Origin of the sequence: Opitutus sp. ER46 (assembly GCF_003054705.1) — a bacterium.
In the GTDB taxonomy this organism is placed as follows: Bacteria; Verrucomicrobiota; Verrucomicrobiia; order Opitutales; family Opitutaceae; genus ER46.
Map to the genome: position 1 here is coordinate 108,940 of NZ_QAYX01000019.1, position 18,695 is coordinate 127,634.

The following is an 18,695-nucleotide window of genomic DNA, read 5'->3' on the forward strand; positions in this document are numbered from 1 at the left end:
TCCCGACAGGGTGCTTGCCAAGCACAAAAGGGAGACTCAACGATCACGGCACATGGCGTTGTCCTTCTTCAGTAAGAATAAAAAGGCGGTGTTGACGCGTTGTCGGGACGACTACGCCACGAAGATGCGGCTTCGGTACGCGCCGTACTACCACACCATGGATGCCCAGAAGGGCACGATCGTGAGCCTGGATGGCAAAGACGTCATCATGCTCTCCAGCAACGATTACCTTGGGCTCTCGTACCATCCGAAGGTCGTCGAAGCCTCCCGCGCCGCCGTCACCCGCTGGGGCACGAGCACCAACGGCGCCCGCATCTCCAACGGCTCGCGCGCGTACCACATCGAACTCGAGGAAAAGCTCGCCGAATTTCTGGGCCGCGAGGCCTGCCACGTCCACGCCGCCGGATATCTCTCCTGCATGTCGTCGGTGGCGGCGTTTGCCCAGAAGGGCGACGTCATCTTTGCGGACAAGAACCTTCACTCCTGCCTCTGGGATGGCATCCGGCTGTCGGTCGCAACCGTCGAGCGGTTCTCGCACAACAACCCCGAGGACCTGCGGCAGGTGATCGCCGCCACGGCCACCGACGCGCCGAAGCTGCTCGTGATCGAGGGCGTGTACTCGATGGAGGGCCACATCGCCCGGCTGCCCGAGCTCACCGAGATTGCCGAGGAAAACGGCTGCTTCACCGTGCTCGACGACGCGCATGGGTTCGGCGTGCTGGGCCGGCAGGGCCGCGGCACCGTCGATCACTTCGCGATGAACGACAAGGTCGATGTCCTGTGCGGCAGCATGTCCAAGTCGCTCGCAAGCGTCGGCGGTTTCGTGTCTGGCTCGAAGGACGTCATCGAGTACCTCCGCACCAACTCCAAGCAGACGACTTTCTCCGCCGCGATCAGTCCGGGACAGGCCGCCGCCGCGCAGGCCGCGCTCGAGGTGATGCGCACCGAGCCGCAGCATCTCGAGAAGCTCTGGGCCAACACCCGGAAGTACAAAGCGATCCTCAAGGGCCTGGGTCTCGACACCTGGGAGAGCGAAACCCCGGCGATTCCGATCGTGCTCGGTTCGAAGGAACGCGTTTATCCCTTCTGGCGCGCGCTCCTCGAAAAGGGCGTGTTCACCGTCATGTCGATCGCTCCCGCCGTCCCCGCCGGCAAGGACCTTATCCGCACCGCCGTCTCGGCCATGCACACCGATGAGCAGCTGGAGAAGGTCGCCGAGGCCCTGGCCTACGCGGTCAAGAAGCTCTAGCTCCGCGCGCCGCCCATCAGGGCGCCGCGAAGCGTCGCGGCGGCCTCCGCCCAGGTCGGCAGGAAGCGCGTCGTCGCCTCGTTCGTGAGCCGCCGCACCAGCGGTTCGTCCAACAGGACTCGCCGCAGCGCCGCCGTCCACGCGGCCACATCGGTCACCTGCACCGGCAGGCAGCCACCGCCGTCCGCGTTCTCACGCAACACCGGCAGGTCGCTGCACACGCACGGCACGCCATGCCAGAGCGACTCGAGAAGAGGAAGTCCGCAGCCTTCGGCGATCGTCGGGAACAGCGTGGCCCGGGCGCTCGCGTAGAGCTCCGTCAGCATGGCATCGTCCACCGCGGCGTAATACTGCACGGCCCCGGGACGACGACGCGCCGCGTCCTTGATCCGGGCGAGCAGGGGCGGACCGAAATGCGGATTCACGCGCCCGACGAGGTGCAGTTCGAACCGCAAGCCCTCGCGCCACAGGGGTTCGCACGCGTCGAGCAACAGTCCCTGGTTCTTGCGCGGCTCCACGATGCCCACCGCCAGCAGCCGCGGCGGCGAGGGAGCGATAACGCGTGTGGTGATCCTCGGGCCGGCACCAAAATCCGCGCCCAGCGCCAGCACCTCCACCGGCGGAACGGACTCGAGCCCCTGCCAGCGCCAGAAGCCCAGCAGGTCATCCCGACTCGCCCGGGAGACCGCCCACACCCGGTCGAACTGGGCGAGGAGCTTCATGTAACCCGGGTGACGCGCGACGCTCTGCGGCCAGGTGATGTGCGGGTGCCGCAGCGGAATCGCGTCATGGAAGAGGGCGGCACAGCGACAGGGACGCTCCGCGAGGAAGCGCGACACGCCCGGGCGCTCCGCCTCCGAAAACAGCTCCGTCGTGAGCAGCCAGTCCTCACGTTGCGCGGCGGCCGGTTCCTCGGGCCAGCGCACCGCCAGCGCGTCGTCGCCCAAAGCCGCCGCCAGTCGTGCCGCCACCCGGGTCAAGCCCGAGCGGGGCGCGGCAGGTCCGGCCTTGGTACGGTCGAGGTGGATCATGTGCCAGTCACCTTGTGAAATTCCGTGAGCAACCGGCGCGCATTCCGATGCGCGTCGAAGTTTTCCTCGACCCAGCGGCGCGCCTCGGCCCGCAGGCCTTCGGCCCACGCGTCGTCGAGCGACAGCCGGCGCAACGCCTCCACCCACTCCGCCGGCGCCTCGACGGGCGCGACGACGCCGTTAACGCGGTGCGTGATCGCTTCCGTCGTCGCCGCCGCGGGCGAGGTGATCACGACGGCGCCGACGGACATCGCCTCCGGGATTACGTTGGGCAGGCCGTCGCGGTCGCCGCTCGGGGCGATGACGCCGGTGTGCAACAGGGCGTCGGCCCAGGCGAGCTGGTTCCAGACTTCATGCTGCGGCAGATGCCCGGTGAAGGCCACCCGGGCGCCGACGCCGAGCTCGCCTGCAAGTTTCTCCAGGCCCGCGCGGAGCGGTCCGTCGCCGACGATGCGGGCTTCGAACTCGACTCCAGCCGCCGCCAGCGCGGCATAAATGCGGAGCTGGCGGTCGAGTCCCTTTTTCTCCACGAGACGCGCGACGCTCACGAGGTGCAGGGGGGAACGCGAGGCGCGCAAAGGCTTCAGCGGCGCAATCTGGTCGAGCCCGCGCCGGATGCACACCACGCGCTCGGGCGGCAGTCCCCGCTCCACCAGCGCGCCGCGGCCCATCTCGGTCGAAGTGTGGACGAAGGCGGCGTGTTCGAGCTTGTCCATGAGCCACCAGTCGCCGCCGTGTTCATAGATGTCATACGCGTGGGCCGCCGCGCTGAAGCGATGGCCATCGATCCGCCACAACAGCCAGGCGGCGGTGGCGGGCGCCCCACCCCAGGCCGCGTGGACAAGCGTCGGCGGGTTGCGCCTGAACTCGCGCGCGTAGATACAGGCGAAGCCCGCGCCCAGCATGTTCTCCCAGAAGTTGAGCCAGGAGGGAGCCCGACGGGTGAACAGGCCCCGGAGCAGTTGTTTCAGCACGTCCGGCCGGCGCCAGCCCTCGATCGGGATCAACCAGAACAGAGTCAGCAGCCGCCACTTGTTGAAACTCGCGACCGGCACCCCGCGAAAACTGCCGCCGCCTCCCCACAGCGAATACACCCGCAGGTTCACGCCCAACGCGCGCATCGCGGTGATCTCGCGCTGCAGGAAGGTCTCCGTGTTCGCGGGAAACGTGGTGAAGAGATAGGCGATGACGGGCGCGGAAGTGGACAATGTCCCGGAAACGTAGGGGCAACGGCCAGCGGCAGGAAATCCGAAACTGGCGGCACCGCGCGGCCGCCCGAAAGAAGGGCCTAGCTGCCCGAGAGGATCGCCTGCAGCGCCTTGCCGTTGCCGTTCGGACGCGGCCAGGGCTGGCGGCGCACCTTCACGCCGGCGACTTCGTTGGCGAGCGTCACCAGTTCATCGATGAGAATGGTCGGATCCTCCTCGTAACGCAGCTTCAGGAAGTTCTCGCGCACACCCGCATAGACGGCGGCATCTTCCATCCAGCGATCGATGATGCGGGCGAAGTCCTCGGCCCGCTCGATCTTCTCCGAGGCGGCGCCGTTGCGGAAGAATTTCCAGGTGAGCTCCTCCTGCGGCATGATGCCGCCGAAGGCGTTGAAGATGATCGGACACTGGAAATGCAGCGCCTTGGCGCACGTCGTGGTGCCGCCGCGCGTGACGATCGCATCGCTCGCCTGCATCAGGAGGTGAACCGTCTCGGAGTACCCCTCGATATGGCAGTTGAACTCGGGATGCACGGTGCGCCAGTGCACGAGCTCATTGTACGTCTGCTTGTTGCGGCCGCAGATGACGATGGCCTGCACGCGGTCGGCGTATTTCACGAGCGCCGGCAGGAGGTCGCGGTGGTTGTTGGCGCCGTTGCCGCCCGTCGCGAGGAACACGGTGAATAGGTCGGGATCGAGGCCCAGCCGCTTGCTGCGGTACACGCGGCGGTCCGCAGGGCCCAGCACCTCGATGTGTGAGCGCGGCAGCATGAGGTAGCCCCGGACGCGGGTCTTCTCCGGCGCAATACCCTTCTTGATCGCGTAGTCGTTCGCCGTGCGCGTGCGCGAGAAGTACATGTCGACCGTCGGCTCGATCCAGTTGCGCGAGTAACCCCAGCCGCCGGAGAACTCACCGCAGTACGTGGCACAGCGGACCCGATCGGGGCCGAGGATCTTGCGGGCGGTCTGGAAGTAGCCGCGATTCAGGCAGTCGTGGACGCTGAAGACGAGATGCGGACGATACTCCTCCAGCACCTTCACGTAGTACTTGTTGCCGAACGTAACGTGGTGAGAGTTGAGATAACTGAGGACCTCGACTGCGGCATAGAACACGTTGTGCGCCCAGGGAGCATTCCGCTGGATCGAGTTGTACATGTTCACGCCGGTGCGATTCACCACCGACGACTCCTCCAGCATCTGCTCGATCCGCACGTCGACGTCGTGCCGGTAAAGTTGGAAACACCACTCCGCGAACGCCTCGGCGCGGGCGTCGTGGCCGCCGCCGGTGCTGGACGTGAGGACGAGGATGCGAAGCTTGGGCATCAGGAAAGATGGAAGTAGCGGGCCTGCACGCGCCGACTGAGCGCCAGTGAACCGAAGCGGGCGAGGAACGGCGCGATCACGGCCTGAAAGAACCGGCCGATCCGGACGGTGCCGCTCCTGCGCCGGGCCAGGGCGCGTCGGAGCCCCGCCGCGGCGTGGGCGGGAGCCGGGCCGCTCTGCATCATCTCGGCAAAGGCGGCCCAGGCCCGGTTCATCGCGGGCTTGGTCCAGGGCTGCCCGGGCCGCAGCACGGAGCCTTCAAAATCGGTGCGGTAATCCCCCGGGCGCACGTCGAGCACCACGACGGGGCTGCCCTCGCACTCCATCATGAGGCTCTGGTTGAGCGCGGTGATGCCGGCCTTGCACATGTTGTAGCCGGCCTGGAACGGCAGCGGGAATTCCGCCGCGAGCGAGGCGATGTTGACCAGCGCCGCGGGGCGGCCGCCGCGTGCCGGGGACTGCAGGCACCGCAGCCCCGCATGCGCGAGCCGCGCGGTGTGCACGAGCATCACCTCGAGTTGCTCCTGCCAGACGGCAAAGTCGGTGGCGGCAAACTCGCCAAACACGCCGTAGCCCGCGTTGTTGATGATGACGTCAAAGCCAGCCGCCGCCTGATTCGCGACGGTCATGGCCCGCTCGGCGGTCGCGCCGTCGCGCAGATCAAGCGCCACCGCGTGAAAACGGCCCGGGTAGCGGGCCAGAAGGTCGGCCAGCCGCGTCGCATCGCGCGACGTGCCCCAGACTTCCACGCCTTCACCCAGGAGCATTTCGGCAAACGCCATTCCCAGCCCCGTGCTCGCACCGGTCACGAACGCGGTGCGGTACAAATCAGAGAGTCGCGAGGACACGGGTGTGGAAAGAAAGGCGCCGGGGCGGGAGTCACCGCACCCGGGACGAGGACGGCGGGATGACGTCAGCCGACGCGCTTGAACACGAGCGCCACATTCGCGCCACCGAAGCCGCTGCTGTTCTTCATGACGTAAGTCGGTGCGGTGTTGATCGTCTCGGTCGGCACGTTGATGCCCGCGCACTGCGGCTCGAGCTGTTTGAGATGGGCGTTGCCCGGGATGAATCCCTCGCGCATCGCCAATGCGCAGAACGCCGATTCCATCGCGCCGGCCAGCGACAACCCGTGGCCTGTGAGGGCCTTGGTGCTGCTGACGTACGGCTTCTGCGCGGCCGCCGGGAATACCGCCCGCAGGGCCTTCGCCTCCGAAATATCGCCGATCAGCGTCGAGGTCGCGTGCGCGTTGACGTAGTCGATCTGGCCCGCCTCCACGCGCGCTGCCCGCAGGGCCTGCGTCATGGCGGCAGCCGAACCACTTCCCTCGGGATGCGAGATCGCGACGTTATAGCCGTCCGAAGCCTGCCCCCAGCCCAGGAACTCGGCATAGGGCGTCACGCCGCGACGCGCGACTTCCTCCTCGGTCTCAAGCACCAGGACGGTGGCACCGCCGGTGCCCACGAAGCCGTCACGGGCGGCGTCAAAGGGACGCGACGCGAGATTGGGATCGGCTTGGGGCGAAAGCGTGCGCATGCCGGCAAACGGCAGGATCGCGTCAACGTTACCATCCTCCGCCCCAACGACGAACATGCGCTTCTGGCGCCCGAGCGAGAGCTCATCGAAGGCGAAACCCAGCGCGTGCGCCGACGAGGCACAGGCCGAGGAGAAGCCGCAGGACGCGCCGAGGATCTTGAAAGCGGCGACGAGATTGAAATTCAGCGTGCCGACAATCGACGCGACGATCCCGAGCGGCGAACAACGCATGACGCCATGTTTCACCAGCCGCTCGTGATGGTAGTGCGTGAGATACGGCGAGCCGCCCGACGCGGCGTAGAGGCCGGTGTCGGGGTTGGAGATGTCTGCCTCGCCCAGCTTCGCGTCCTCGATCGCCTGGAGGAGGGCGCAATGCGCGAACAAGCCGTTGGGCGCCATCGAGCGCAGCAGCTCGCGCTTGATCTTGTAGCGCGCGGGAAACGTCCAGTCCTCCGGGTCGGTCGAATCCGTCGTGAACTCCTTGATGGTGCCCACAACCTTCACCGGGATGTCCGGCTTCTGGAACGGCGGGTAGAGCTCAAAACCGTGACGGAGTTCGCGGAGGTTGCGCGAGACAGTTGCGGCATCGTTGCCGATGCTCGTCACGAAACCGAGGCCGGTGATAAAGACTCTGGGCATGCTTGAGGTAGAAAGGACCCGCCGGCCGGCGGGCCGACGTCAGGGGAGCGAGTGAAGGTGGTTCCCCCACCGCGGTCAACGCGCGAGGCGGAACGCGCGCATATCGCGTCGACCCCGGCAGCCACAAAAACGCCGCCAGGTTGCTCCTGACGGCGTCGGAACAAAGGAGACTCAGGCGTTGGCGGCAGCGCGCAGCGGTTCGGTCGCGACGGCGGCGGCGGCGGCCGGGGTATCGGGCGTCGCGATCGGCTCGGATTGACCGACGGCGCTGATCGGCACGGGCGCGTTGGTCGCGTCGGCGTACCCGAACAGCAACGAAATCTCTTCGACGATCACGGCCTTTTCCTGGCCGACACGAATCGAACCCTCGAAGGTCGCGAGCGGCAGTTTATTGCGCTTCGGCTTGATCGAAAGCGTGAGGATGTCGCCCGGGCGGCACTGGCGATGGGCACGCACGCCTTCGCAGCCGGTGAAGAAAATCTGCGCGGGATTAACGACCTTGCCGGCATCCGGCACGTGTCCTTCGAGCAAATACAGCACCGCGAGCTGGCCCAGCGCCTCGAGCATGATCGAAGCTGGCATAACGGGGTTGTCCTTGAAATGCCCCTGGAGGAAAAACTCCTGGCCGGTGATCTTGTATTTGGCGTTCGCCGCCGCCGAGCTCACCGACGCTTCGTTGAGGAAAAGGAAGGGCGGCTGGATCGGCATGACCGCGCCGATGGCCTCGATCGGCAGGAACTTCGTGGGCTTCGGCAGTGGAAGCCCGCGGATCTTGCAGTCGATAAATGTCTTAACATCGCCAACTGTACGGAGATTCCGCAGCTCATCGTTGTTGATCGACATCTGGAGGACGTCTTCCACGAGGATCACGATCTCCATCATCGTCAGCGAATCGATGCCGAGATCTTCGATCAGGCGCAGGTCGTCGTCGCCGTCTTTCAGCTTGGTGCGCAGCTCTGGTTCCACGAATCGCTCGATCACCCCGATGACCACCGCCGGCACATGGTCAGCATTGCCAGATTTACGAAACTGCACGGCCGCCTCGAAGGTCGAGGGGGAGCATCGCTTAAGTGCTTCGCGGAGCGTAGCTTCGTCCTCAGGGGCGAACGGCTTTACGGGCGCCGAAAACGACTTGTTCGAGCCCGAGGCGGGAGGGACGGCTGCGTCTGACATTGTTTGGACTTTGTATGTTACCGAGGGTGGGAAAGTAAAATCATTTCTTGCCCCGGGCCCTGGATGGTCAGCCCCAACGGAGAGTAGTTCCACACCCCGTTGCCAGTCAGCGACCCGCACGAGATTGTCAGAAATTTGCGAGTTGCCAGCAGGCTCTTGCCACCACCGCCACCGCCTTCCTAATCTTCCGCCCTTGTCCGTCGGCCCGTGCGCCGCTCCGGGCCCAACGCTACATATGAGTGCCTCGTGCACCGACGACCAACGGCCTGTCTTCCTGATCACCCACGAATTCTATCCGAAGCGCGGGGGCATCGCCACGTTCACGGAGGAGATCGCCCGAGCCACGGCCAAGTTGGGGTACAACGTCGAAGTCTGGGCCCAATCTGCGCCCGAGCAGGCCGCCAAGGAAGACTGGCCCTTCCAGCTGCGCCGTCTGCCCTTGAAGGGCTCGCATGATCTCGGCTGCCAGATCCAGCTCGCGCGCGAGTTGATCCGGCGCCGCCGCGACCTTAGGCATGCGACGGTCTACCTGCCGGAGCCAGGCCCGATGCTGGCCATGATGCTGCTGCAGTTTTTCCACGCGTTTCGCCCTCACCGGCTGGTGCTCACCTTTCACGGCTCCGAGATTCTCAAGTTCACGAGCAGCCCGGTACGCCGTGCCCTCGCGCGGCGGCTGATCCAGCACGCCACCCGGATCAGCACCCTCACCCACTTCACCCGCGACCTCCTCCTGTCTCACTTCCCGGAAGCCCGGGAGAAGATATTCCTCACCCCGGGCGCGCTCCGCTCCGACTTCGCGGTCGTTCCGCCCCGGCGCACCGCCCGCAAGGACAAAACCGTTGTCCTGACGGTAGGGCGCCTGCACCCGCGCAAAGGACAGCTCGAGACGCTTCAGGCGCTCCAGCTGCTGCCGGCCGCCACCCGTGCCAAGCTCGAGTACTGGATCGTGGGCGGTCAAAGCCGCAATGGCTACGAAGCCGCCCTCCGCGAGGCCGCTGCCAAACGGCCCGACCTCACGGTCCGTTTCTTCGGCAACATTCCCGACGACGAACTCTCGGACGTTTACGAACGCGCCGACATCTTTGCGATGACCAGCGTCAACCTCGAGACGAGCATCGAGGGCTTCGGGCTCGTCTACATCGAAGCCGCCGCCCACGGCCTGCCCGTCGTCGCCCATGATGTCGGCGGCGTGTCCGAAGCTGTGGTCGATGGCGTCACGGGCCTGCTGGTGCCGCCGCACCGGCCCGTGCAACTGGCAGCCGCTTTCGAGAAACTCATTCACGACCCGGATCTGCGACGTCGCCTCGGCGATTCCGGCCGCGCCTTCGCCCAGCGCAACTGCTGGAAGCAATCGGCCGCCGCCCTCTTCAGTCCAGAGGACGCCGTCATATGATCCAGTCCAGGGCTGAGATTACCGTCCGCTACGCCGAAACGGACATGATGGGCGTCGTGTACCACGGCAGCTACCTGCCGTGGTTTGAGGTCGGACGCACGACCCTGATGAAGGACCTCGGGCTGCCGTACCGCGATCTCGAGGCCCAGGGTTTTCTCCTGCCCGTGCTCGAGGTGAACGTGAAGTACCGCCGTCCCGCGAAGTACGACGACGTGATCACGATCGTCACCACGATGCGCGAGAAGCCGATGCTGCGTATCCGCCTGGAGTATGAGGTGAAGCGTGGCGATGAACTGCTCGCGACCGGTCACACGGTGCACACGTTCATCGACCGCGAGGGCAAGGTCGTCCGGCCGCCCCCTCAGGTGATTGCCGTCTTCGACGCGGGCTTTGCCGCCGCCGACCGGTCCGCGACCACCTGACCACCGTCACGCCCCGCCCGGAGCCGGGCGGCACGCGTCGTACTCCGCGAGCACCAGCGGGTCCGTCTCCTTCGCACGCGCCGCGACCAAGGCGTCGCCCCCACCCAGCTGCCTCACCGCCCAGACGGCATGGGCCCGTACAAGCGGCAGCGGATGCGCCACCGCGAGGTTGAGCAACTGCGGCAGCAGCAATCGATCGCCGCTGTTTCCCGCCACCACGCAGGCATTCCGCAGGAGCCCGGCCAGCTTTAGCCGCTTGATGGGCGTCCGGCGGAAAACCTCCGCAAAACGCTCCGGGGTGAGCGCCAGGAGATCCTCCAGCGTCAACGCCGCCAGGTCGTGGCGCGCCGCTAGCAACAGCCGCCGACCTTCGCGGGCAAAACGGTTCCACGGGCAAACCTCCAGGCACAGATCGCACCCATAGATCCGCTGGCCGATGCCGGCCCGCAACTCGCGGGGAATCACGCCCTTGTTTTCGATTGTCTGATACGACACGCAACGGCGCGCATCCACCACGCCCGGCGCCGCAAACGCCCGCGTCGGACACGCGTCCAGGCATCGGGTGCATTTTCCGCAAAGCAGTCCCACGGGCGGCCGCGCGGATGCCGTCTCTGTCGCGGCATCGGCCCGCGCGGCGGGTTTCCGCAAGGGCTCGTCCGGCACGAAGTCCAGCCGGGTCAGGATCGCCGCCAGAATCAGCCAGTTCCCGTGGTCGCGCGGCGCGATGAGCATGGCGTTCTTGCCCACGAAACCGAGGCCCGCGCGCGCCGCCCAGCCACGCTCGATCACCGGGCCGGTGTCGACGTAGTAGCGGTAGTCTGTCGCCTCCACGCCGTACAACGCCTCGATGGCACGCCCCGCCGCGACCAGCGCCGGCTTCATCGTGTCGTGATAATCCTCATGCAGCGCATACCGCGCCCAGCGGGGCGCATCGGCACCTCCCGTCGGCGTCGCGAGTTGCCCGTGCCAGTAGCTCACGCCGAGCAGGATCATGCTCCGCGCGCCCGACAGCACGAGTCCCGGATCGAGCCGCTTGTCCAGCGAACGCTCCATCCAGTGCATGTCCGCGTGCATCCCCGCCGCCAGCCACTCCGCCAGCCCGCCCGGGACGGGGGGAGCCGGTCCCGCCTCGAGCTGCGCAAAGCGCACCGCATCGAACCCCAGTTCGTGCAGCCGCGCGCGCAACCGCGCTTGTCGGGAGGCGGCGGAAACGAGGTCAGGCATGCTCACGCCGAGCAATGGAGCCGCAAATCCGCCCGCCGTCCACTCCCCGCCTCAGGCATGCACGCGCACAAAGTCATGCGCGTCCCGCCGCCACGCCCGGATCACGTGGCCGACGACATCGTGCAGCGGGCGCATGTCCGTGAGGATCACCGTGCCGCACCGGTTGTAGATCGGCTCGCGCTGCGCGTACAACGTGCGCACGCGCTCATCGGGATTTTCGACCGCCAGCAGGGGCCTCGTCCGATGCCGGCCCGTCCGCTCGAGAATCGTCTCGATCGAGGCATGCAGGCAGACCACCACCCCGCGGGCCTCAAGCTGTTCCAGCATGCCGGGCTGCACCACGAGGCCACCGCCGCAAGCCACGACGGTCCGCTCGCCGGGGTGGCCGGCCGCGACAAACGCCCGTTCCATCTCCCGAAACGCCGCCTCTCCGTCGCGCGCAAAGATGTCGGTGATCGTGCGTCCCTGCAGGCGTTCGATCTCGTGGTCGCTGTCCAGCAGGTTGAACCCCAGGCGCTGCGCCACCGCACGGCCAACGGTACTCTTGCCGGTGCCCATGAAGCCGACCAGGTAGAGGTTAACATCCGCTGGATTCATCTCGCGTGCGCGAGCAGAAAACCCGCCCGGGACCGCAATGCCAACACGAAATACCGCCCGCCACCGACGACGGCAGGTCCGACGCAGCGCCGCAAAAGACTTTGCCGGCGCGCCCTTGCCCCCAAACACTCGGCGCCATGTCGCCAGCCGCCCACTACACGTTCGCCAGCGATAACACCGCCGGGATCTGCCCGGAGGCCCTCGCCGCCATCAACGCGATCAATGCCGCCACCGAGCCCAGCTACGGCGAGGACGGGCACACCGCGGAGGCGCGCCGGCTTTTCAGCCAGATATTCGAAACGCCGTGCTCCGTCTTCTTCGTGTTCAACGGCACCGCGTCCAACGCCGTCACCCTCGCCGGCCTCTGCCAGCGCCACGAGGCGGTGATCTGCCATGAGCTCGCCCACATCGACACCGACGAGTGCGGCGCGCCCGAGTTTTTCACCGGCGGCAGCAAGCTCCTGCCCCTCGCCGCCCCCCACGCCAAGCTCCGGCCGGCCGACATCGAGCCCGTGTTCTCCCGCGGGCACGGCGTGCATTATCCGAGGCTCCGCGTGCTGTCGCTCACGCAGTCGACCGAACTTGGCACGTGCTACACCCCGGCCGAGCTCCACGCGCTGTGCGCCGCCGCGCACGCCCGCGGCCTCGTCGTCCAGATGGACGGCGCCCGCTTCGCCAACGCGGCCGCGGCCCTGGGCGCGAAGGGACACTCGCCCGCCGACCTGACCTGGCGCGCCGGCGTGGACGTCCTCTGCTTTGGCGGCACCAAGAACGGCCTGCTCACGACCGAGGCCATCGTCTTCTTCGACCCGGCGCTCGCCCGCGATTTCGAGTACCGCGTCAAGCAATCGGGCCAACTCGCTTCCAAGCTCCGCTTCGCCACGGCGCAATGGGTCGCGGTGCTGCGCGACGGCGCCTGGCTGCGGCACGCCGCGCACGCCAACCGCCAGGCCCAGGCGCTGGCCGCCGGGCTCCAGTCGCTCGGAGGACGGCTCATCGCCCCGGTCGAGGTGAACGCCGTTTTCATCGAACTGCCCCCGAAAGTCGTCACCGCGCTCGAACACGCCGGCTGGCATTTCTACCGATTCATCGGCGAACACGGCTACCGGCTCATGTGCTCCTGGGCCACGCGCGACGACGAGCTCGCGGCGTTCCTGCGCGACGCGCGCGCCGCGTTCAGCGCCTGAGGCTGCGGCGCGGGTGCCGCGTCACCAAGATCAGGCCTTGATTCCCGGGGTGAGCCGGAAGTCGGTCGCGATGGCGTCAAACGCCGCCCCCGGGACGAAGCTTTGGTCCCACGTGAACCGCTGCCCGTCGTGCACCACGCGGAGGAGGTCCGGCGTACGAACGGCCCCTGCCGCCTCGATGCCGTATCCGGGAGTGATGCTGCTCAGGAAGAGCGCGATCGCATTGCCGTGCGACCCCAGCACGAGGGTCTCTCCCGGATGCCGGCGCACCAGCTCCGCTGCCGCCGCGGCGACGCGGTCGCGACACACCAGCGAGTTCTCCCCTCCCGGCACCGCGTAGCTGAAGTCCGCCCAGGATTGCCGCCAGATGTCGCGGAAATCGTCGATCCACGCCGTGCCGAAGCAGCGCTCGCGCAGCCCCGCGTGCTCGAGCAGGGGCAAGCGGGCCGCGGCGGCGAAAGGCTGCAACGTCTCCCGGCAGCGCCGAAACGGGCTCGTGTAGATCCGGTCCGCGCCGAGCGCCTGCAGCACCGGCACCATTTCCTTTGCCTGCTCGTAGCCGCGGGGCGACAGCGTGCGCTCCTCGTCGGTCACAGTCGGCAACGGCAGGCTCTGCGCGTGGCGAACCCAGTAAAGAATGGTCTGCATGGTTGCCCGATTAACGAACGCTCCCGGGCGACTGACAAGCCGCCGTCGGTCGTCCGGGACGCTGCGCCCCGGGGCTTCGATCTACGCTTCCTGGAGTTCTTTGCGCGAACGCACGGCCGCCGTCCGGCGTGTTGCGGTCCCGGCCGGGGTGGCGGTCGCCGCCTCCGTCTTCGCCGGTGCGCCGGCCGCGTCTCGTCCCTTGAGCAACGCCGTAAGCTCCTGCTGAAGCTGGGTGGCCTCCTCGTCGAGCGCGTGCGCCGCGGCCGCGGTTTCTTCCGCCGTGCTCGCGTTGGACTGCGTCAGCCGGTCGATCTGCTCGATCGACGCGACCACCTCCTCCAGTCCGCTCGCCTGCTGGGCCGAGGCCTCGGCGATCTCGCCGATGAGGCCATCAACCTTCTGGGTGTTCTCCAGCACGTGCTTGAGCGAAGCGCCCACGCGGTTGGCGAGTTCCGCCCCACGGGTGCTCTTCTCCGACGCATCCTCGATCTTCCCCGCGGTTTCCTTCGCCGCCTGGGCCGAACGTTGGGCGAGATTGCGCACCTCCTCCGCGACCACCGCGAAGCCCGCACCCGCCTCGCCCGCGCGGGCGGCTTCGACCGCCGCATTCAGCGCCAGGAGGTTCGTCTGGAATGCGATCTCGTCGATCGACTTGATGATTTTCGTGATGTTGCCGGCGGCCTCGACGCTCGCATGCATCGCCGTCTGCAGCTCCGCAATCTCCCCCGCGCTCGCCTCCGCCGCCTTGCGACTCGTCAGCGAGACGTCCCGCGCTTCCCGCGCCCGCTCGGCATTCTCCTTCACCCGGACGCTCACCTGGTTGATGACCCCGCTGCTCGACTCGACGGTGCGCGCCTGTTCCGCCGACGTTGCGGCGACCCGCGTGCTCGAGCCGGAAACCTGGTTGGCTGCGGAGGCCACACCCAGCGTGCGATGCTGCATGCGCCCCGTGACCTCCCGCAGGTGCCGCACGACGGCATTGCTGGTCAGCCAGCCGAAATACACGCCGATGACGACGCCCAGCAGCGTGCCCACGAGCATGATACGCTCGAGCAGCGTGTGCGTGCGCTCGAGCGCCGCCAGTCCCGCCGCCTGGTGCTTCAACGTACGTTCGGCCAGCTCCGTCTGCAGCGCGTCAAGCTGCCGTGCGAGTTCGCGATCCGCTCCCGCCACCGCCCGGTCAACCACGAGAGAGGTGGTCGGATCCCCCATCCGAAACTGCGCCAGCGCCTCTTCATAGCGGCGGTCCAGCGCCGTCACACCCGCGTGCAGGGCCTCAATCCGTGAGGCCTCGATGCCCAATGGGGCCAGGCGATCGGGTAGTTCCCGCAACGCTCCGGCCACGAGCTTTTGCTGCTCCCGAAACGCCGCGAAATGCCGCTCGTAGGCCGCGCGCTCGTGGCCCCGGATCAGCACATTCTTCCATTCCTGCACCTCGGTCTTGAACTGCAGCTGCATGTCAGCCATCCGCGCCGCCGCCTCCTGGCTTCTCTCGCCGGCGGCGACAAGCTCTGCCGCCCGATGCGTCGCGACGCTCTGCGCAAAAATGCCTATCGCGCCGCCCACGAGCGGAATGGCGGCGACGATGCCGAAAGCGACGAGAAGTTGGGTTCGGAGGGTCATGGTGCATGGCCCCGGACGGACTCCAGGGGTAAGTCTAGGGAAAGTGGTTTGCTTCGTAATCGGCGCAGGGACGCTTGCGCTGGAGAAAAACCCTCAGCAGGGCGTAGTGCCCGCCAGCCAGAGGTCCCCTGCTCGCAAACGCCTACCGCATAGGGACCTGCTGCAGATGCAGGTTCTCGACGTCATGACCGCCGTCGTTGAGTCAGATCAAGACGCGCCTCGCTTTTTGGGCCCCCGTGGCCGGCGAAGCCCGCAATTGCGTCCGGCGGGGCGACTCGCACCGGCGCGTCGGGCCGCGCAACGTCGCGGCAGCTCATGCGTTATTCCCTCGGTACCTCGTCTGCGTTTCCCATGTCCCGCCTCACTTCCTGGCTCGCCCCGCTCCCCTTCCTTGTCGCCGCGACTCTCGCCACCGCCGCACCGGCGTCGGCGCCAGCCATGCCCGCCTTTCCCGGCGCGGAGGGATTTGGCGCCAAGACGCCGGGCGGTCGCGGTGGACGCGTCCTCTTCGTCACCAATCTGAATGACTCCGGCCCGGGCAGCCTGCGCGCGGCGTGTGAAGCCGCGGGCCCGCGCATCGTCGTCTTCCGCGTTTCCGGCACGATCGCGCTCCGCAAACCCATCACCGTGCGCGAACCGTTCCTGACCATCGCCGGCCAGACCGCGCCCGGGGACGGCATCTGCCTGCGCGACGATACCCTCATGATCGCGACGCATGACGTCGTGGTGCGCTTCCTGCGCAGCCGGCTTGGGTCCGAAAGCGGCCGCGAGTCGGACTGCATCGATTTCGTCCACGGCGCACGCAACTCGATCATCGACCACTGTTCCGCCACCTGGTCCGTCGACGAATGCCTCTCGCTCTCCGGCGACGTGCAGGACTGCACCGTCCAATGGTGCCTGATCGGCGAGTCGCTCAACGCCAGCACCCACCACAAGGGGTCGCACGGCTTTGGCTCCCTCTCCCGAGCGAACGGCGCCATCTCGTGGCACCACAATCTCTGGATCCATAACAACGCCCGCAACCCGCGCCTCGGCGACAACTATGGCAAGCCGCCGTTTCCCACCTTCGACGTCCGGAACAACGTGATCTACAACTACGGCGGCACTGGCACCGGACTCACACAGGGCAATCTCCGCGTGAACTATGTCGGCAACTACATTCGCCGCGGCCCGGACTCAAAGGCGAAGACGCCGATCAGTATCGGCGACAAGTCCAACCTCCAGTTCTACATTCGCGACAACGTCTTCGAAGGTGACGCCGCCCGCACCGCCGACAACCGCGGCTTCTTCCAGGCCCTCGAGTTGGACGGCGTGCGCCAGGTGTTCCTGAAGGACGACCCGTTCCCCGCCGCCGCGGTTACCACCTGGCCGGCTGTCGAAGCGCTCCAGCGGGTCCTCGCCGACGTCGGCGCCACGCGCCCGAAGCGCGATGCCGTTGACGCGCGTCTTGTCGCCCATGTCCGCGAGCGCACCGGCCGGATCATCGATTCGCAGGCCGACGTTGGCGGCTGGCCGGAACTCATTTCCCTTCCCGCCCCGAAAGACTCCGACCAGGACGGCATGCCCGACGATTGGGAAGTCGCTCATGGCCTCGATCCCGCCGCAGCCGCCGATGGCAACGGCGACCGGGATCAGGACGGCTACACCAATATTGAGGAGTACCTCAACAGCCTCGCCGCGTCTGCGGTACCTTCCGCCGGCGCCGCGTAAGCTTGGCGGCAAACACCGCCATTTCCTGCAATCGGATGCGCGCGGAGGCCCGCCCCTTTTTCTTGTCCCCGCCGTTCAGCGCAGCTTCAGCGTGTCGCCTTCGAACGTGAGATCGAGCGCCGGCACGACGACCGCCTTGCGGCTGCCTTCCTTGCGCACGCGGCCGGCCAGCCAGGCGTCGTAACCCGTGGCCTTGGCGGCGGCGAGCGTCGCCTCGACGTTCTCCGGCGCGACATAGGCGGCAAAGCCGATGCCCATGTTGAAGGTGGCGTACGCTTCGCGCTGCGCGATCGGGCCCGCCTCCATCATGAACTGGAACAACGCCGGCGCGGGCCGCGGCTGCGTGATCTCGTACACGAAAGCCTCGTCCAGACGCATAAGCTTGCGCCAGCCGTGACCGGTCACGTGCGCGACGTAGTTCAGCTTGATACCCCGCCGCTGGCACTCGCGCACGAACGCGACGTAGATGACCGACGGCGCCAGCAGCGCTTCGCCAAATGTGCGCGCGTCGCCATGCCCAATCGGGGTCTGAAAGCCGTCGCGGAGTTGCCCGGCCATCTTGCGGCAGAGGGACAGCCCGTTTGTCTGCACGCCGGAACTCGCCAGGAAGATGATGCCGTCGCCGTCCTTCACGTCGCCGACGATGCGCAAGTGCTTCGGACTGATCCGGCCGATGGCCGAACCCGCCAGCACGATGGCCTTCGGCTCCACGACGCCGCCAAGGGTCGGCGTCTCACCGCCGCCCCACACCGCGCCGGCGGTGCGACAGCCTTCCGCAAAGCCGTCCACCAGCGCTCGGGTGCGGGTCGCGTCCGCAAACCAGCCGGAGTCGCCCACCGCCGCATGCATCGCGACCGAGATTGGAAGCGCCCCGCAGGTAATCAGGTCGTTGACGATCGTGGCCACGGTATCGATCGCGACTTCGCGATAGAAACACTTGCCCGTCGCGGCATACACCGCATCCGCCACGAGGTTCTTCGTGCCGAGGCCCTCCTCGACATGGGCCAGGAAATGGTCGGCCGCCTCGATCAGGTACGCGCTCTCGCCGCGGGTCGTCGCCGGCTCCGCATAGCCGTGCGCCGCCAGCGCTCCCGCGGTGGTGCGCGCCGCCTGCTGGCAGGCACGCTTGAACGCATCAAGCTGGTCGTAACGAACACCGGAGGACTCGTAGCTGAGGGACATGGAAGTGGACGCGGGAGGAATTAGCGGTTTCCGGGATGAAAGCCGATCTTCGGCTTCACCGGCTCCTCGGCCTCGGGGGCGTCGAGCAGCGGCTGGAGCCGATCGATGATCTCGCGCAGAACGGAATCGTGCTCGATCAGCCGGCGGTCGATCTCGGCCAGGCGCTTCAGGATGCGGGAGGACGTGAGCATCTCGTCGCGCATCTGCACGAACGCCCGCACGAGGTAGATGCTCATCTGCACCGCCTTCCGGCTGTTCAGCACCGACGCGGCCATCAGCGCGCCGTGCTCCGTGAATACCTGCGGAATCGTCCGCCGTCCACCGCGTCCCTTTGCGGTCGCAAATTGCGACCTCAAACCCGCGAACTCCTCCGCCGTCAGGGCAAACGCGAAATCGTCGGGGAAACGCGCCCGGTTGCGTCGCACCGCCTCGTTCAGCCGCTTCGTCGGGACGCCGTACAACCGGGCGAGATCGGCGTCACTGACGACTTTCCGACCGCGCACGGTCAGAATCGTCGGCAACACCGGCTCGTTCGGGGTTCGCGCCATGA

17 protein-coding genes are annotated in these 18,695 nt (G+C 67.2%); 5 read left to right on the forward strand and 12 right to left on the reverse strand.

Annotated elements, in window-relative coordinates; translation table 11 throughout:
• Positions 1–52: 52 nt before the first annotated feature.
• Entirely contained in the window at positions 53–1,249 is a 1,197-nt protein-coding gene (locus DB354_RS05500; protein ID WP_107834443.1) for an aminotransferase class I/II-fold pyridoxal phosphate-dependent enzyme, read from the forward strand.
• Here the strand turns inward: DB354_RS05500 and DB354_RS05505 are convergent.
• The 6 genes from DB354_RS05505 to DB354_RS22605 all read right to left on the reverse strand — a co-directional run bounded on the left by DB354_RS05505 (position 1,246) and on the right by DB354_RS22605 (position 8,252).
• Positions 1,246–2,280, reverse strand: a complete 1,035-nt coding sequence (locus tag DB354_RS05505) for a glycosyltransferase (RefSeq protein WP_107834444.1) — start codon at positions 2,278–2,280, stop codon at positions 1,246–1,248. The genes DB354_RS05500 and DB354_RS05505 overlap by 4 nt on opposite strands.
• Entirely contained in the window at positions 2,277–3,488 is a 1,212-nt protein-coding gene (locus DB354_RS05510; RefSeq protein ID WP_107834445.1) for a glycosyltransferase family 4 protein, read from the reverse strand. The genes DB354_RS05505 and DB354_RS05510 overlap by 4 nt, the downstream gene beginning before the upstream one ends.
• An 80-nt stretch (positions 3,489–3,568) precedes the next feature.
• Positions 3,569–4,810, reverse strand: coding sequence for a glycosyltransferase (locus DB354_RS05515; RefSeq protein WP_107834446.1), 1,242 nt, complete (start codon positions 4,808–4,810; stop codon positions 3,569–3,571).
• Entirely contained in the window at positions 4,810–5,658 is an 849-nt protein-coding gene (locus DB354_RS05520; RefSeq protein WP_233256562.1) for an SDR family NAD(P)-dependent oxidoreductase, read from the reverse strand. Before DB354_RS05520 ends, DB354_RS05515 begins: the two co-directional genes overlap by 1 nt.
• 65 nt (positions 5,659–5,723) lie before the next feature.
• Entirely contained in the window at positions 5,724–6,986 is a 1,263-nt protein-coding gene (locus DB354_RS05525; protein WP_107834447.1) for a beta-ketoacyl-[acyl-carrier-protein] synthase family protein, read from the reverse strand.
• Positions 6,987–7,157: 171 nt separating this feature from the next.
• Positions 7,158–8,252, reverse strand: a complete 1,095-nt coding sequence (locus DB354_RS22605) for a phosphopantetheine-binding protein (protein WP_233256563.1) — start codon at positions 8,250–8,252, stop codon at positions 7,158–7,160.
• Between the two features lie 142 nt (positions 8,253–8,394).
• Here DB354_RS22605 and DB354_RS05535 point away from each other — a divergent pair, with 142 nt between their 5' ends.
• Positions 8,395–9,552, forward strand: a complete 1,158-nt coding sequence (locus DB354_RS05535) for a glycosyltransferase family 4 protein (RefSeq protein ID WP_107834448.1) — start codon at positions 8,395–8,397, stop codon at positions 9,550–9,552.
• Positions 9,549–9,974, forward strand: a complete 426-nt coding sequence (locus DB354_RS05540; RefSeq protein WP_107834449.1) for a thioesterase family protein — start codon at positions 9,549–9,551, stop codon at positions 9,972–9,974. Before DB354_RS05535 ends, DB354_RS05540 begins: the two co-directional genes overlap by 4 nt.
• A 6-nt stretch (positions 9,975–9,980) precedes the next feature.
• On the opposite strand, the gene queG is transcribed toward DB354_RS05540, so the two are convergent.
• Positions 9,981–11,198, reverse strand: coding sequence for a tRNA epoxyqueuosine(34) reductase QueG (gene queG / locus DB354_RS05545; protein WP_107834684.1), 1,218 nt, complete (start codon positions 11,196–11,198; stop codon positions 9,981–9,983).
• Positions 11,199–11,249: 51 nt separating this feature from the next.
• The gene (locus DB354_RS05550; RefSeq protein ID WP_107834450.1) at positions 11,250–11,795 is read right to left on the reverse strand and encodes a shikimate kinase; all 546 of its coding nucleotides are present in this window, start codon (positions 11,793–11,795) and stop codon (positions 11,250–11,252) included.
• Between the two features lie 137 nt (positions 11,796–11,932).
• Here DB354_RS05550 and DB354_RS05555 point away from each other — a divergent pair, with 137 nt between their 5' ends.
• The gene (locus tag DB354_RS05555) at positions 11,933–12,982 is read left to right on the forward strand and encodes a beta-eliminating lyase-related protein (protein WP_107834451.1); all 1,050 of its coding nucleotides are present in this window, start codon (positions 11,933–11,935) and stop codon (positions 12,980–12,982) included.
• 30 nt (positions 12,983–13,012) lie between these two features.
• Here the strand turns inward: DB354_RS05555 and DB354_RS05560 are convergent, their stop codons facing one another.
• Together DB354_RS05560 and DB354_RS05565 are read right to left on the reverse strand one after the other, a co-directional pair.
• Complete coding sequence (locus DB354_RS05560; protein WP_107834452.1) at positions 13,013–13,630, reverse strand: histidine phosphatase family protein; 618 nt, start codon at positions 13,628–13,630, stop codon at positions 13,013–13,015.
• A gap of 81 nt (positions 13,631–13,711) precedes the next feature.
• Complete coding sequence (locus DB354_RS05565) at positions 13,712–15,253, reverse strand: methyl-accepting chemotaxis protein (RefSeq protein ID WP_107834453.1); 1,542 nt, start codon at positions 15,251–15,253, stop codon at positions 13,712–13,714.
• 351 nt (positions 15,254–15,604) lie between these two features.
• Here DB354_RS05565 and DB354_RS05570 point away from each other — a divergent pair, with 351 nt between their 5' ends.
• Positions 15,605–16,963, forward strand: coding sequence for a pectate lyase (locus tag DB354_RS05570; protein ID WP_107834454.1), 1,359 nt, complete (start codon positions 15,605–15,607; stop codon positions 16,961–16,963).
• Positions 16,964–17,038: 75 nt separating this feature from the next.
• On the opposite strand, the gene DB354_RS05575 is transcribed toward DB354_RS05570, so the two are convergent.
• Together DB354_RS05575 and DB354_RS05580 are read right to left on the reverse strand one after the other, a co-directional pair.
• Positions 17,039–18,145 (reverse strand): AIR synthase-related protein, encoded by a 1,107-nt coding sequence (locus DB354_RS05575; protein ID WP_107834455.1) that lies wholly within the window; start codon positions 18,143–18,145, stop codon positions 17,039–17,041.
• A gap of 20 nt (positions 18,146–18,165) precedes the next feature.
• The gene (locus DB354_RS05580; protein ID WP_107834456.1) at positions 18,166–18,693 is read right to left on the reverse strand and encodes an ORF6N domain-containing protein; all 528 of its coding nucleotides are present in this window, start codon (positions 18,691–18,693) and stop codon (positions 18,166–18,168) included.
• Between the last annotated feature and the right edge of the window lie 2 nt (positions 18,694–18,695).

Coding starts and splice junctions, on each gene's coding strand:
- queG (WP_107834684.1), bottom strand. CDS start 11,198: ATGCCTGACCTCGTTTCCGCCGCCTCCCGACAAGCGCGGTTGCGCGCG.
- DB354_RS05580 (WP_107834456.1), bottom strand. CDS start 18,693: ATGGCGCGAACCCCGAACGAGCCGGTGTTGCCGACGATTCTGACCGTG.
- DB354_RS05570 (WP_107834454.1), top strand. CDS start 15,605: ATGTCCCGCCTCACTTCCTGGCTCGCCCCGCTCCCCTTCCTTGTCGCC.
- DB354_RS05505 (WP_107834444.1), bottom strand. CDS start 2,280: ATGATCCACCTCGACCGTACCAAGGCCGGACCTGCCGCGCCCCGCTCG.
- DB354_RS05560 (WP_107834452.1), bottom strand. CDS start 13,630: ATGCAGACCATTCTTTACTGGGTTCGCCACGCGCAGAGCCTGCCGTTG.
- DB354_RS05550 (WP_107834450.1), bottom strand. CDS start 11,795: ATGAATCCAGCGGATGTTAACCTCTACCTGGTCGGCTTCATGGGCACC.
- DB354_RS05525 (WP_107834447.1), bottom strand. CDS start 6,986: ATGCCCAGAGTCTTTATCACCGGCCTCGGTTTCGTGACGAGCATCGGC.
- DB354_RS05575 (WP_107834455.1), bottom strand. CDS start 18,145: ATGTCCCTCAGCTACGAGTCCTCCGGTGTTCGTTACGACCAGCTTGAT.
- DB354_RS05565 (WP_107834453.1), bottom strand. CDS start 15,253: ATGACCCTCCGAACCCAACTTCTCGTCGCTTTCGGCATCGTCGCCGCC.
- DB354_RS05555 (WP_107834451.1), top strand. CDS start 11,933: ATGTCGCCAGCCGCCCACTACACGTTCGCCAGCGATAACACCGCCGGG.
- DB354_RS05515 (WP_107834446.1), bottom strand. CDS start 4,810: ATGCCCAAGCTTCGCATCCTCGTCCTCACGTCCAGCACCGGCGGCGGC.
- DB354_RS05540 (WP_107834449.1), top strand. CDS start 9,549: ATGATCCAGTCCAGGGCTGAGATTACCGTCCGCTACGCCGAAACGGAC.
- DB354_RS05500 (WP_107834443.1), top strand. CDS start 53: ATGGCGTTGTCCTTCTTCAGTAAGAATAAAAAGGCGGTGTTGACGCGT.
- DB354_RS05535 (WP_107834448.1), top strand. CDS start 8,395: ATGAGTGCCTCGTGCACCGACGACCAACGGCCTGTCTTCCTGATCACC.